The sequence below is a fragment of the Halobacillus sp. AWH4_228 genome, from assembly GCF_056158365.1.
In genome coordinates this window covers 528,209-542,815 of the sequence record NZ_JBSWTE010000001.1, presented here as the reverse complement: position 1 = coordinate 542,815, position 14,607 = coordinate 528,209, and the positions used below count along the sequence as shown (strand labels likewise).

The following is a 14,607-nucleotide window of genomic DNA, read 5'->3' as shown; positions in this document are numbered from 1 at the left end:
TTAGCTTCTTTCACGAAGATCATCTCCTTTATTTTTCAAAGCTTTCCACGCAAACCTTGCGATGGCTGTGTCCTGCACCCCTGTTCCTGTTAAATCACAGACCGTAATATCCTCATCGGAAGTTCGGGCCTGTTTACGGCCGCTGGTGAGCTCCCCGAGTTCCAGAGCCTGTTTTTCCAGATCCGGTACCCCTCTCAGTTCCCCGAGACGTCTGGACTGATGGATGACATCACAGGTGATGCTGTCCGCTTGTTCCAACACCCCGTGGTCAAGCTCCTGCTTATGTTCCGCATCCGATCCCATTGCTGTGATGTGAAGGCCGGGTTTTAACCATGCTGCATAAATCAGCGGCTCACGGGACGGGGTGGTCGTTACAACGATGTCGCTTTCATCGACGACCTGCTTCACGCTTGAGCAGATCGTTACCGGCAGGCCCAGTTCGTTTTCCACCTCTTTTTTATACGCTCCCGCCTGTTCCACTCTTCGTCCATACACATATACGTGATCGATAGGACGGACGAGCGTCAAAGCTTTCAATTGGAGTCTTGCCTGGGCACCTGTCCCGATGATACCGGCCCGGTGTGCGTCTTTTCTGCTGCAGAACGCCGCTGCCACGGCCCCCGCGGCGGCGGTACGCAGATCTGTCAATAGACCCTCATCTGCCAGCACGGCAAGCGGCTGTCCGGTACGGCTGTCAAGCAGAATCATCATGCCTCCGGATGTCGGAAGGCCTGCGGAAGGATTGTTAAAGAAGCCGGTGGATAATTTAACAGCAAAACTGTCTTCGCCCTCAATATAGGCGGACTTGATGTCCACTTCCCCGTTATGCTCCGGCACGTCTATACGCATAATCGGCGGCATCGTCACCTTTTTCGTGACCAATGCCGTAAAGGCTTGTTCGATGACTTTGAGTAATGGGGGATCGAGACGTATGAGGCGCTCGATCTCCTCCCTGGTATACAATTGAATCACGGCCACTTCCTTTCAGCTGATTTGTCCGCTCAAATCCAAATGGTCACGAATGACTAATTCCTGAGGATATGTGGTGAAGCGTTCACTGCCTGAGTCCGTCACCCGGAACGTTTCCGATATTTCTATCCCATCTGTATCAAACCAGAGTGCCGGGATGAGGTGGAAGGTCATATTAGGCTGAAGGACAGTCGGGTCCCCTTTTCTAATACTGGCTGTATGCTCGCCCCAGTCCGGAGGGTAATTCATGCCGACAGAATACCCGAGACGGGCTTCTTTTTCATATCCGTATTTTTTGATCGTGTGCCGCCATACTTCTTCAAGCTCTCCACAGGTGACTCCAGGCTTCGCAAAATCAAGCACCGTCTGAATACCTTCGAGAACTACGGGAGCGACCTGCTTCATCTTCTCATTCGGCTGTCCGATGGCTACGGTTCTTGCAAGTGGAACATGGTACCGCTTATAACACCCTGCCAGTTCTATAATAACGGCGCTTCCTTCTACAAACGGCCGGTCCGTCCACGTTAAATGAGGAATCGATGTATGGTCTCCGGTCGGCAGAAGCGGCACGATGGATGGATAATCCCCGCCGTATTCCGGCGTCCCTTTTACGAGATGGTAGTAAATCTCCGCTGCCGTATCACATTCTCTGACACCGGGCCGGACGCTTTCCACCCCTTGAGTCATGGCAAGATCCGCAATCCGGGCTGCCCGCCTCATGTATTCAATTTCCTGGTCTGACTTGACCATCCTCACTTGGTTGACCAAAAGCGAACCATCCGCAAAAGAAGCGTCCGGAAGTCCCTGCTTCAGCCGTTCCAGAGCCATACCCGTGAAGTAGTAGTGATCCATTTCCACACCGATGCGTCGTTTCCCCTGACCGATCTGCCGGATGATTTCCGCTGCAAAATCCATCGGATGGTACACGGCTGAATGGACATAGTAATCCGGATAGGCGATGACATTTTCATCGTAGATCCATGTCGTCACTTTGGCACCGCCGGCATCCTGGTATCGGCCAATCCAGAGTGGCTGAGGTTCATCAATCAAAATTACGAGCATTTGATGGACATAAAAGGACCACGCATCATAACCGGAGAGATAATTCATATTGGCAGGATCCGTTATCAGCAGCACATCGATCCCTCTGTCCGCCATATTTCCTTTGACGGCCTGCAGACGCTTCTGGTACTCCAAAATGTCAAACGGAAGAACCATTCCATCCCCTCCATCCAAGTAGTCAGAATTTTAAATCTTCATTACGTCCATTGTATTCAACAGAAATTTTTTATGTAATGTAAAAATTGTATGAATTTTCAAGGCTGTCCTTGCTACATAATGGACACAGATGTCCCCTTTGGTGTTATGCTCTTTATAAATGCTTGTAGGAGGATGATCCATGACGTACAGTTACATCTCTCACCTTTACTGCCCGAAATGCTCGAAAACCTACAACACCTCAGAACCTCACCACTTATGTACTTGCGGCTCACCACTGCTTGTAAACTATGATTTGGAAGCGCTGTCTACATCTTGGTCAAAAGAAAGCCTCAGGGACCGCAATCCCGATCTCTGGCGCTATCATGAACTTCTTCCACTACAGAACCCTTTTTACCGGGTCTCCCTGGGAGAGGGGATGACACCGCTCCTTTCTCTGCCCGCTCTTGGAAAAGACATGAACATCCCCCATCTGGATATGAAGGATGAAGGCGTCATTCCGACGGGCTCTTTCAAAGCCCGCGGAGCAGCTGTCGGGGTATCCAAAGCCCGCGAACTTGGCGTGAAGGCACTGGCTATGCCGACAAATGGCAATGCAGGAGCGGCTTGGTCCCTCTATGCCGCCAGAGCGTCCATCACCCCCACCATTGTTATGCCGGTCGATGCCCCGAAAATCACACGGAATGAGTGCGCGGTTTCGGGAGCACGCCTTTTCCTTGTCAATGGCTTGATCAGCGATGCCGGCCAAATCATTTCACGGGCCGCTCAGGACCCGGACATCTATGATGTTTCCACATTGAAAGAGCCTTATAGAATCGAAGGAAAGAAAACAATGGGGCTTGAAATCGCAGAACAGACCGAATGGAAGCTGCCGGATGTCATTTTGTATCCGACCGGAGGCGGCGTCGGTTTAATCGGTATTTATAAAGCGATTCGGGAGCTCCAGCGACTGGGATGGGTAGAAGACGGGCGGATGCCGCGACTTGCTGCTGTCCAGTCAGAGGGCTGTGCCCCCATTGTGAAGGCCTGGGAAGAGGGACGGACAGAGTCCGATTTCTGGGAGGATGCAGAAACGATGGCGTTTGGAATCAACGTTCCGAAAGCCATCGGTGATTTCCTTGTGTTGGAGGCGATCTATGAGTCCAATGGTTGTGCGGCTGCTGTTTCTGAATCATCGATTCTGGAAGAACAGCAGCGGGCGGCGGAAATGGAAGGAACATTTGTCTGCCCGGAAGGTGCGGCTGCTTTTGCTGCTGCCCGGCAGCTGCGTCAGAAGAACTGGATCAAGGAAGAAGAGCACGTCGTCGTATTGAATACCGGAGCCGGCATCAAATATCCGGACACCGTAAACCTTGATATTCCAATCCTTCAACCTGGTGACGCTCTGAATAGAAAGGTATGATGAAAGTATTCTTAAAGAAAGTTGGGATAGAATGGAACGCATACAAATAGCAGAAGACCTCTCTTATTCACGCATTGTACACGGATTATGGCGTTTAGCCGACTGGAACCAATCGAAGGAAGAGACACTTGACTTGATTGAACACAATATCGATCAAGGCATAACGACATTTGACCATGCCGATATTTACGGAAGCTATACATGTGAGAAGCTTTTCGGAGAGGCACTCAGTCTGAAGCCATCTCTCAGGGATCAGATGGAGATTGTTACGAAGTGCGGCATCGTGCTTCCTTCAGAAAACCGCCCGGAGCATACGTCTCATCACTACAATACGACGAAAGAACATATCATCAAGTCGGTGGAACAGTCGCTTACCGATCTTCAGACAGAGTATGTAGACACTTTGCTGATCCATCGTCCCGACCCGTTCATGGACCCTGCATCCACAGCTGAGGCCTTTATTCAGCTGCAGAAAGAAGGAAAAGTACGTACCTTTGGTGTGTCCAATTTCAAGGATCATCAATGGCAGATGCTTGAATCCTATCTGCCGTTTTCTCTTGTAACCAACCAGATGGAACTTTCCGCCTACCAACTGGAAAACTTTGAAGACGGTACGTTAAACCTTTGTCAGCAGAAACGCGTCGCGCCCATGGCCTGGTCCCCTCTGGCCGGCGGAGAAGTCTTTACATCCAACGATGATAAAGCCGTGCGGCTGCGAGACACACTGGCGAAGATCCAGGAGGAAATCGGTGCCGAGGGCATAGATGAAGTCATGTATGCCTGGCTTTTGAACCATCCGTCCCGGATTATGCCGATCGTCGGATCCGGTAAAAAGAACCGGATCGCCGGTGCCGTTAGAAGCCTGGATTACACCCTTACTCATGATCAGTGGTTTGAAATTCTACAGAGCTCCATGGGCCATGATGTACCGTAATTCATTTACAAACGTTTGATTCTATAAAAAGGACCGGAACGACGCTCGTCATTGCGTCGTTCCGGTCCTTTTCAGCGTTTATAACTCTCCAACAGCCTTCCGGATATCCTCCGCTTTCGTAATGGCGGATATGACAGCTGTGCCGGATGCGCCGGCTTCCATCACTCTGTGTGCATTTTCCGTGGTGATGCCGCCGATGCCGACCACAGGCATGTCCGGCTGTCTATCTTTTAATTCTTTGATCCATTCCGTACCGGAAACCGGGTTGGCATCCTTTTTACTCGTTGTAGGATAGACCGGTCCTGCTCCAAGGTAATCAACGAGATCAACGGGGCTGTTTTCCCATTCATCCAGGTCGGAGACGGACAGACCGATCACCGCATCAGGATGTGCCTCCCGGATCCCCTTGACGTGTTCATCCGACTGACCGACATGGATGCCTTCCGCGTTCAATCGGCGGAAAAGGTCCACATCATCATTTACGATGAATAAAATACCGGCGGATTTACAGCGCTGCTGCAATGCAGCCGCCAGCTGATATTTTTCATCCCCCTGCAGCGCCCCTTCCCCTTTTTCCCGGAATTGGAAAGCCGTAATGCCCCCTTCAATCGCTTCGTCCAGGATGGATAAAGGGTCCCTGTCACAGTCCTGACTGCCCATGATCAAATATTTTCTGAGCTGCTGTTCCAAATTCACCGGTCCGCCTCCTCTTCTGCTCCCAGAGCATCGATAAACGCAGGAACAAATGTCCCGGGTCCTGACACATGAGGGTGAGAAGCGGCCTGTTCTGCTGCTTTACCAAAATGATAGAGACCGGCCCGGACGTTTCCTGCGCGGTCTCCTTCAATGGCAAGAAACGCAGTGAGAACGGCACCAAGCAGGCATCCGGATCCTGTGACTTTTGAAAGCCATTGGTGTCCTGTATCGTTTTTGAAGACTTCTCCTTCATACCCGATCACATCGGTTTTGCCTGTGCAGACAGCCATCGTCTGATAAAGTTCAGAAACTTTGAGAGCAATCTCATCGGTATTGGAGGCTTCTCCAGAGTCCACCCCTTTTGTTTCGACTTTCTCTCCAGCAAGGAAAGCCAGTTCTCCCGCATTGCCTTTGATCACATCGACATGAACCGTCGACAATATTTTCCTACAGGCCTCTTCCCTGTAGGAGGTGGCAGCGACTCCTACAGGATCCAGAACGACAGGGACGCCGGCTTCATTCGCCGCTTTTCCCGCCTCCAGCATCGCTTCCACCTGCTGCTCGTTCAATGTGCCGATATTCAACAGAAGGCCGTCTGCCAAACGAGCGACATCCCCGGCTTCCTGAACGGCATTCGACATAATCGGCGAAGCGCCGAGAGCAAGCAGGCCGTTGGCTGTATAATTCATGACGACTGCATTGGTAATGTTATGAATCAAAGGACGTTCACTCCGCAGCTTCTGGATCAATGTTTGTGTCATGGATGAAAAACCTCCCTGCGTACAGCGAAATGATTGGTCGGGCCGTCCCCTTTACCAAGATCGAAAGAATGGCGAATAGCCTCTGTCACAAAATGCTTGCCCTTCTCTACCGCCTGCGCGAGCGGATATCCCTGGCTCATATAAGCGGCTATAGCAGCCGAGTACGTGCAGCCTGTGCCATGGGTATTCGCTGAATCAATCCGTTCTTCTTCGAAGGTGTGCAGCTCATATCCGTCATATAGAAAGTCGACCGCTTTCCCTTTTAAATGGCCGCCTTTTACAAGCGCAGCACCGGCTCCCAGCTGTTCTACAATTTCCACAGCTGCTTCCTTCATATCCTCTTCATGATGGATCCTTCGATTGAGAAGGGTTTCTGTTTCCGGAATATTGGGGGTGACAAGCGTCGATTCTGGTACAAGATGCCTTTTTAAATAGATCTGTTCTTCCTGCTCTACAAGCGGATCTCCACTTTGAGCAATCATGACAGGGTCCATAATATACGGAGCATCAATGGTCTGCATCCAGTCTTTAATGACCTGCATCATTTCCTTATTGGCAATCATCCCTGTCTTCACAGCGTGCACCGGCATATCATCACTTACCGCAAACAGCTGCTCACGGATGAAGGAGTCAGGGAGATGATGCACATCTTTGACTCCTGTCGTATTTTGGGCGACAACCGAAGTCACCACACTCATACCATAGCTTTTCAATTCCTGGAATGTTTTCAAATCGGCCTGGATGCCGGCTCCTCCACTTGGATCCGTACCGGCAATTGTTAATACACATGCGGGTTTCATTGAACCACTTCCTTTCCTATCAATCATTCTTTTCAATTGGATTTCATCAGGACTGCGGGAGCGGGCTTTCCACCTTCACTCTTGATAAAAGGAACACAGCAATGACCGCTCCTGACAGACTACTCACTAGAAACGACGGAAGAAATGCAAAGACCGCTGCTGAGCTTCCCATGAACCAGCTGGCGAAGGGAACGGCGGCCAGAGCACCAATCACACCTGTGCCCAGCACTTCTCCTGCTGCTGCAGAAAGCTTCCGTGCATAAACCTTATAAAATACACCGGCAAAAAACGCCCCGAACATACCTCCGGGAAAAGCCAGAATCGTCCCGAGTCCCAGCAGAAAACGCAGCAGGCCGATGACAAAAGCGACCGCCACCGCTGGAATCGGACCGAGCATTACGGCTGCCATGACATTGACGGCGTGCTGGACAGGGTAGGCTTTGGCTGCTCCAGCGGGAAACCATAAAAACTGCGAGCCTAGTGTACCTACGGCCACAAGGACGGCCATGAATGTAAGAATTCTGGTTTTATTCATCAGTCAGCTCCTTCCTGGGAATAAAATAAAAAACCAGGTCCACCGGGGACCTGGTTTTGATAGAAGAAGTCGATCAATGACGATCATGTGACTACTTCCCTCCGCTGGTATTAACCAGATCAGGTACGTAAGAGTCAGAAAGCGTCCATGCTTTCCTCTCAGCCTCTTCAGGCTCCCCTAGTAGTTTTGAAATCTATTCACTTGCATCCATCATAACAAAACTGGTTGAATCTGTCATCATCTCCTGCCTCATGCAGCCAGGCAAAAAGACTTCCGTTCACTGCGGCCCGGGCTTCTCTACTTTTTTCAGGAGCCACAGCCGCACACTCAGCTCCAGTAAAAATAAATCATCCGCGTTCAATAAGGACAACCCCGTCAGCTGTTCAATATTCCTCAGCCGGTGCAGAAGGGACTGCCGGTGCAGATTCAGTGCTCTCGATGTCTGGCTGACATTGCTGTTGTACTTGTTATAAACCATAAATGTATGAAGAAGCTCCGCCTGCCTTTTCTGATCATAATCAATCAGGGGCTGGAGAGTATCCTGAACAATATCCTCGATTTCCTTTTTATGGGATAAGGCCATCAAAAGCCTGTTCATCCTTGTCTCCTTAAAGAATGTCCGGCCCCCGGCCTCGTTCTGCTGCTCTCCCATCTGCAGGGCTGTCCGCGCTTCCTCATAGCTGTGATGGAATACTTGATACCCGTCTTTATGACACGAAATCCCCCATTGGATCGTGACACCAGCCAGCAGCTCGAACAAACGCCTTTCGACAAGGTCCAGAAATTGATTCGCTGCTTCCTCACTGCCTGCTTTATCCGCCTCCAGAAAGATGATGACTTTCTCTTCATCAAAGGTCGTCATCACCTGCCGTCCCACCATGTGCCCGGCATAAGCGGCCTCCTTCTGTATGTAATAGTTGCGGCTCTGTAGAGAAGAAGAAGAGGGAAGCTGTCCATCGTTTCCTACTGAACGGCTTGCCGGCTGATGGAACAGAACCTCTCCGACAAAGCAGACGTAAGGTTTCTCAAGATCATAGCCGAGAAGCCTGGCTTTCGACAACAGCTGCTTGTCCATGCGCTGCTCCTGCTTCGCCAGTTCCAAAAGAAAGTTATCCTTGAGACGGATTTCTGTCATTTCGATGGCATTTTCCTTCACGAAATAAAGGGCACAGGCGGTCAGCGTGTGCTCAAGAATCGTCATCATCTCTGTTGTTACCTCTTGGTCCTTTTCCGGCTGAAACAACAAATATCCCTGTTTCTTATAGTTGGATAGAATCGTAAGCTGATAACAGCATTCTTCACCGATTTGATAAGCTTCTATAAAATGTGTAAGCGGGTGCTCCACACGGAAAGGATGCTCAATTAAAGAAACAACCGCTTCTTTACGCCCGTTCAACGCTTCAATCAGGGAAGAATCAAAATGCTGATTGGCCCGGATGTGCTTCAAATGGTCACTGATGGCATTGGGCAGCCCTGTGTATTGATAGAGGATGGTCGTGATTTCCTGAAGTCCCTTCCCATTCAGCACGCAATTGATCAATTCCTGACGGATCCCTTCGACATGCCTGTGAATCTTCTGTTTCTCATCATTGATTAACTGCAGCACGCCTTGAATAATATCCGCAAACCGTACTTCCCAGGGGATTTCCACAAGCACGAGCTCATGTTGTTCAGCTAGAGCAATGATACGATCAGGGATTTTAAACAAATGACGGCCGGTGGCAAAAGCCAGAATGGAAGCATCTGACCGGATGACATCCTTCACGTAGGCCTCCAGGGCCGGGATATCCTCCCCGCATCCCACTCCCGTGCTGAGAACAAATTCATTGTTTCTCACAAAATTTTCGACAGGCGTCTCTATGACAGAGATCCACTCCACATCACGCTCATAAACAGGCGTCTGCACGTTCGCTTTCTCTAACATCGGCAGCTTCAATACCTCTTCCACAGGTACACCCATCCCCACTCCCCCTTTTTCAGTTGTCCATCCACGTTCGAACCGTATCTGTATCTACATTGTTTCCCGTAATGATCAAGACCACAGGCCCTTCCAAAATCGGCTGATCAAGGAGATAGCCGGCTCCAACAGCGGCTGCACCCTCTACGATAATTTTATGATGATCAAGGAGACTGTATAATCCTTCTTTAATACGGTCTTCCTGTAAAAGCACACCTTTATCCATCAACGACCGGGTCATAGAAAATGTATAACGGTTATCCTCACCAATGCCACCCAGCAGACTATCGGCCAGGGTATCCTCTTCTTCCAGCCTAACGACCGCCCCTTTTTTCAGACTGGCCTGCATGACGGCACTTCGTTCCATCGTCACCCCGGTGACTGAAACAGCAGGATCCATCTTTTTCAAAACGAATCCGATCCCGGATAAAAGGCCGCCTCCGGACAGCGGGATCACCACTTCTCTCAGTTCAGGAAGCTGTTCCATCAATTCAAGACCGATGGTTCCCTGTCCAGCAATCACCTCGGGGTCATCAAAGGGCTGGACGATCGTCATTCCATACTTAGATGCCAGCTCCCTGCAGCGAACAGCAGCTTCATCCTGACTGACCCCCGTCCGTTCGATATCCGCCCCCAGACGCTTCAGACGTCTAAGCTTCGCTTCTGGAACACGACGGGATAGGCAAACCGTACAAGGAATACCCATCTGCCGTGCTGCGTAGGCGGTGGCGATTCCATGATTTCCTGTAGAAAATGTTGTCACACCACGCTTTTTTTCATCTTCTGTTAAAGATAGCAGCTTGTTTGCCGCCCCCCTTATTTTAAAAGATCCTGTAGGATGGGATTGTTCCATTTTCAAGTAAACCGGCTGCCCTGAGCGGTCGGAGAAATACTCCGAATACACAAGCGGCGTCGGTTTCACGATGCTCCCGATACGTTTCCTCGCTTTCCACACATCTCTCAACAACAGCTGTTCCAAAGAATCCCCCCTGAAATAGATAAAAAATTCTGATTATTACTTATTATAGGGGATGGATTGATAGTCGGAAAAGGGGCAGAGAGGGGAATCTTTGTAAAACCCTCTAAAAAAAGCCCTCCCATGACGGGGAGGGCCTGATGTATTCAGGATGATTTCTTCTTTCCAGACGTCGTTGTTTTCGTTCGTGCTGCTTTGGTCTTGCGCTTTTTCGTGGGTCCTTTTGTCTTTTCAAGGGATTTTTCCAAGGCGTCCATCAGACTTGTAACGTTATCCGGAGCCGGTTTATCCTTCGCTGTTGTAATTTCTTCATTATTTTTCTTCGCTTCAATCAGTTCCATCAACGCTGTCCGGTAGTCATCTTTATATTTCCCAGCATCAAATTCGGTGGTCAGCTGGTCGATCAATGTAACAGCTGTACTCAGTTCTTTTTTACTTAAATCAGATTCTTCAGGGACATTCGGGACATCCTGGACACTCCGCACTTCATCAGGATAATGGATCGTCTCCATGACTAAGGTGTTCTCATACACCCTTAAAACAGCCAGCTGCTCCTTCGAGCGGATGATGATTTTGGCAATCCCGATTTTACCGGTATCCCCGAGTGCCTGACGCAGAAGGCTGTAGGCCTTGGCCCCGCCTTCGTTAGGAGAGATGAAATAGCTCCGTTCAAAGTATATCGGATCGATCTCCTCCAGTTTTACAAAATCGAGGATTTCCACCGCTTTATCGCCTTGTTCCTTTTTCAGCTGCTCTAAATCCTCGTTGTCCAGGACAACAAACTTATTTTTCGCATACTCGTAGGCCTTAACGATTTCTTCACTTTCGATTTCTCTGTCACAGACAGGACAGCGCTTTTCATATTCCACCGGCGAATGACACTCTTCATGCAGCTGCCTCAGCTTAATATCCTTATTTTCTGTAGCAGCATGCAGTTTCACAGGAATGTTGACCAGACCGAAACTGATGGTTCCTTTCCACATGGTGTGCATAGTGATGGCTCCTTTTTTCTTAGCTTTTGCGTTCAAAGTGAAAATATGTTCCATCCTGAAAGGACAACCTAAGGGAAAAAGGAGGAAACGTATGAAACGTCCGATGGTGCTCACCCCGTCCGACGATCTCCCTGAAGGCGGGGAGTGGATGTATGAACCAAAATATGATGGCTTCCGTGCATTCCTCGAATGTACATCTGAAGGCATCCGCCTGATCAGCCGGAACGGGAAGGATTTAACAAATAAATTCCCTGAAATCAGTGAAGCCGTCCCTCCTCCGCATACAAGTCCCTTTATTCTGGACGGGGAAATTGTCATTCTGAATACAGCTTTTCAAGCCAATTTCGACCTTCTCCAAAAGCGGGGACGTTTAAGAAAGACAGCGAACATTCGAAAAGCAGCGGCGGAGCGGCCTGCCTTATTTGCAGCTTTTGATTTCGTTCAGGAAAAAATTCCGTTAAAAGAAAGAAAACAACGGCTGACGGAACTCCTTGCCAAGTGGGAACACCCACGAATTGAAATGGTGGCCGTTTATCAACATGTGGATAAGCTGAAAGACATCATCCACCTGCACTTTGGTGAAGGAATCATCGCAAAACGGAGCACCAGCACCTATCGATTCGGAGAAAGAACCCGGCACTGGCTGAAGTGGAAGCAGTGGAAAACAGCATCCGTATTCCTCACCCGCTTCGACCCAGGCAATGGATATGTGGATACAGGTGTGTATAACGAGGGGCAGATCCGAAAAGCTGGACGCTTCAAACATGGTCTTCCACATGAAGAAGCTGCCACTCTTCGTCAATTTTTTAAGGAGAAAGGAAAAAAAGAAAAGAACAAGTGGACACTCCCGCCAAGCGTCTGTGCTGACATCCACTGCTTAGGAGCAGAAAATGGAGAGTTCCGGGAACCGATGTTTCACCGTTTCCGTTTCGATCACACACCAGGAGAATGTACATCAAGGAAGATGACGTGGGATTTAAGTTTGTTCCCCGGCCGTTTTGAGCCGACCAGCCTTGAAAAAGAGCTGTTCCCAGGTGTGACCAAGCGGGACTATCTTCTGTACACCCGGCATATCGCTCCTTATATGCTGCCTTTCATGAAAGAAAAGAAGTTGACCGTGATCCGATTTCCTGACGGCATTCATAACGAATCCTTCTTCCAGAAACACCGTCCGGATTATGCCCCGGATACACTGAAACTGTGGATGGAAAAAGGAGAGCCCTATATGATCTGCGAAGAACTTCATGGTCTTCTCTGGCTGGCGAATCAGGGAGCCGTAGAATTCCATCTTCCTTTTGAAAAAGCAGGCGGTGTTCATCCGGATGAAATCATTCTTGATCTGGATCCTCCAGAAAAAGAGGCTTTCCCTCTCTGCCTCACAGCCGCTCTTCTCTGCCGGAAATGGCTGGATGAGCTGGGCATGATCAGCTTCATTAAACTATCAGGAAGCAAAGGGATGCAGCTTCACATCCCGTTCCAAGAGGGAGATCTTACTTATGAAGAAACGCGGGCCATCACAAAGACATTAGCCCGGCTCCTCGTTGAGACAAAACCGGATCTTTTCACTGTGGAACGATTGAAAAGAAAGCGTAAAGACAGACTGTACATCGATTATGTCCAGCATGGGGAAGGGAAGACGATCATCGCTCCCTATTCTGTACGGGCGAAGGACGGCGCTCCGATTGCCGCCCCTTTGCACTGGGAGGACGTACAGGATGGACTGGACCCCCGGTCATTCACGGTGGAGAACATGCTTGAAAGGCTCCAAAAAAGAGGGGATCCTTTTCAGGACTATGAAAAAGCCAGAGCCCTCCAACCGATGGATCAGGTTCAAGCCCTGCTCGACTATTGATGTCGGATATTGCCCGGGAAATAGGAAAATACGCCATTCTTCTTTCATACAGGCGGATGTCGAGGTTCCATTTTTTATGTAGAGGTGTTGGGAAAAGGAGAAATCCAGCGGTCGATTCTCCTTTTTCCCAACCTTCCCGCAAGCCTCAGGTGCCTTCATGACTTATAATTCAAGCTTTTAACACCTGTTTCCGGGTTATGACAGCAAGCAGAACAGCGACGAACATTTCCGCAAGAGGCAGAGACAGCCATACCCCTGCAGCTCCAAACCAATTTGGAAGCAGCCATAAAAGCGGAAGGATGAATACAAAGCTCCGCAGAACAATAATCGTTGTCGAAGGGCGTATCTGACCTACGGACTGGAAATAGGTCATATAAACGAAGTTGAAGCCTAAAAACAAGTAACCGGTAAAGAACAGCCGGATGCCGTTCACCGCAAGATCCGTGACATCTTCGGACTCCACTCCAAACAAGGAAACAAGAGGACGGGCAGCTAAAACTCCTATGATTAGCAGCACGATGCCGAGACCTGCAGCTGTCCGTTCACCTATCCTCACTGAATCCTTGATGGCAGCCTTGCTCCCAGCTCCATGGTAATAACTGATCATCGGCTGGAGGGCCGATTCAATACCGAAAAAGGATAAGAACATAAAGCCGTGCAGGTAATTCACTACTGAAAAAGCGGCGACGCCTTCCGTTCCAAGTAACTCCCCGATCGCTATATTATATCCAGCGACAAATACAAGCGTCCCCGCCTCTGCAAGAAAGCTCGGAAAACCGATGGTCATAACTTCTCCAAGAAGCTTCCATGACCATAGAAAAACCGGTTTTCGCAGATAAGTATTTTCCTTGAAAAAGTGAAGCAGCAGCACAACCAGACCTGCCACACTGGCAAGCACGGTCGCCAGTGCCGCTCCAAACACCCCTTTTTCCAAAATGAAAATCATATAATAGTTCAAACCAATGTTCACGATGGCAGTTACCCCAAGCGCCACCATAGAGAGGGTAGGACTTCCATCGTTCCGGACGAAGATACTGAGGAGCTGCTGAAGGGCAATCAACCACCCCAGCAGAAATAAAACCGTTAAATAGTCCACGGTAGGAGCGAACGTATCCGCATTGGCCCCGAGCCAATAAGCGATTGGCTCAATGAAAAAGTATCCGGCTGTTCCGATTACAGCCAGTATAACGAGAGAAGCCGCAGTGGAAAGCGAAAAGACACTCCGCGCTTTGTCAGGCTCTCCACGGCCGATATGCATGGAATAAATCGTCCCTCCTCCGATTCCGATCCAGAGGGAAATGGAGAAGATTAATGAGAAAACCGGCATAGCAAGATTGACACCAGCCAGTCCTTCTTCGCCTACACCGCGTCCTACGAATATGCCATCGATCAGGATGTTGATCGACATCAGCATCATCCCGAACAACGCCGGGAAGAAATATTGAAAGAATACCTGTCTTACTGGTTTGGTTCTCAACGTCTCATGTGTTCCACTCATCTTTATGACCTCCTGCA

General features: G+C 49.5%; 13 protein-coding genes and 1 riboswitch. Of the genes, 3 read left to right on the top strand and 10 right to left on the bottom strand.

The features are described 5' to 3' along the window. Together ACXADP_RS02765 and ACXADP_RS02760 are read right to left on the bottom strand one after the other, a co-directional pair. Window positions 1–972 (bottom strand): cyclodeaminase, encoded by a 972-nt coding sequence (locus tag ACXADP_RS02765; protein WP_474970770.1) that lies wholly within the window; start codon window positions 970–972, stop codon window positions 1–3. Window positions 973–984: 12 nt separating this feature from the next. Then, entirely contained in the window at window positions 985–2,187 is a 1,203-nt protein-coding gene (locus ACXADP_RS02760) for a M24 family metallopeptidase (RefSeq protein ID WP_474969929.1), read from the bottom strand. A gap of 181 nt (window positions 2,188–2,368) precedes the next feature. Here ACXADP_RS02760 and ACXADP_RS02755 point away from each other — a divergent pair, with 181 nt between their 5' ends. Both ACXADP_RS02755 and ACXADP_RS02750 read left to right on the top strand, forming a co-directional pair. Continuing rightward, on the top strand, window positions 2,369–3,589 hold the full coding sequence (locus ACXADP_RS02755) for a threonine synthase (protein ID WP_474970769.1): 1,221 nt from the start codon (window positions 2,369–2,371) through the stop codon (window positions 3,587–3,589). A gap of 31 nt (window positions 3,590–3,620) precedes the next feature. Next, window positions 3,621–4,523 (top strand): aldo/keto reductase, encoded by a 903-nt coding sequence (locus ACXADP_RS02750; RefSeq protein ID WP_474970768.1) that lies wholly within the window; start codon window positions 3,621–3,623, stop codon window positions 4,521–4,523. Window positions 4,524–4,601: 78 nt separating this feature from the next. Here the strand turns inward: ACXADP_RS02750 and thiE are convergent, their stop codons facing one another. The 7 genes from thiE to ku form a co-directional block, all read right to left on the bottom strand. Further along, a complete protein-coding gene (gene thiE, locus ACXADP_RS02745; protein ID WP_474970767.1) occupies window positions 4,602–5,219 on the bottom strand; it encodes a thiamine phosphate synthase in 618 nt (205 codons plus the stop codon). Further along, entirely contained in the window at window positions 5,216–5,980 is a 765-nt protein-coding gene (gene thiM / locus ACXADP_RS02740) for a hydroxyethylthiazole kinase (RefSeq protein WP_474970766.1), read from the bottom strand. The genes thiE and thiM overlap by 4 nt, the downstream gene beginning before the upstream one ends. After that, window positions 5,977–6,780: a bifunctional hydroxymethylpyrimidine kinase/phosphomethylpyrimidine kinase gene (gene thiD, locus ACXADP_RS02735; RefSeq protein ID WP_474969934.1), complete on the bottom strand. Its 804-nt coding sequence runs from the start codon at window positions 6,778–6,780 to the stop codon at window positions 5,977–5,979. Before thiD ends, thiM begins: the two co-directional genes overlap by 4 nt. A 46-nt stretch (window positions 6,781–6,826) precedes the next feature. Further along, window positions 6,827–7,315, bottom strand: a complete 489-nt coding sequence (thiW, locus tag ACXADP_RS02730; protein WP_474969935.1) for an energy coupling factor transporter S component ThiW — start codon at window positions 7,313–7,315, stop codon at window positions 6,827–6,829. A gap of 79 nt (window positions 7,316–7,394) precedes the next feature. Beyond that, window positions 7,395–7,504: riboswitch (TPP riboswitch) on the bottom strand. An 88-nt stretch (window positions 7,505–7,592) separates the two neighbouring features. Next, a complete protein-coding gene (locus ACXADP_RS02725; protein WP_474970765.1) occupies window positions 7,593–9,275 on the bottom strand; it encodes a PucR family transcriptional regulator in 1,683 nt (560 codons plus the stop codon). A 16-nt stretch (window positions 9,276–9,291) separates the two neighbouring features. Beyond that, window positions 9,292–10,251 carry a pyridoxal-phosphate dependent enzyme gene (locus tag ACXADP_RS02720; protein ID WP_474970764.1) on the bottom strand — a complete coding sequence of 320 codons (960 nt, stop codon included), beginning with the start codon at window positions 10,249–10,251 and terminating at the stop codon, window positions 9,292–9,294. Window positions 10,252–10,394: 143 nt separating this feature from the next. Then, a complete protein-coding gene (ku, locus tag ACXADP_RS02715; protein WP_474970763.1) occupies window positions 10,395–11,240 on the bottom strand; it encodes a non-homologous end joining protein Ku in 846 nt (281 codons plus the stop codon). Window positions 11,241–11,331: 91 nt separating this feature from the next. Here ku and ligD point away from each other — a divergent pair, with 91 nt between their 5' ends. Then, window positions 11,332–13,092 carry a DNA ligase D gene (gene ligD, locus ACXADP_RS02710; protein WP_474970762.1) on the top strand — a complete coding sequence of 587 codons (1,761 nt, stop codon included), beginning with the start codon at window positions 11,332–11,334 and terminating at the stop codon, window positions 13,090–13,092. Between the two features lie 169 nt (window positions 13,093–13,261). On the opposite strand, the gene ACXADP_RS02705 is transcribed toward ligD, so the two are convergent. After that, on the bottom strand, window positions 13,262–14,590 hold the full coding sequence (locus tag ACXADP_RS02705; protein ID WP_474970761.1) for an MATE family efflux transporter: 1,329 nt from the start codon (window positions 14,588–14,590) through the stop codon (window positions 13,262–13,264). Window positions 14,591–14,607: the final 17 nt, after the last annotated feature.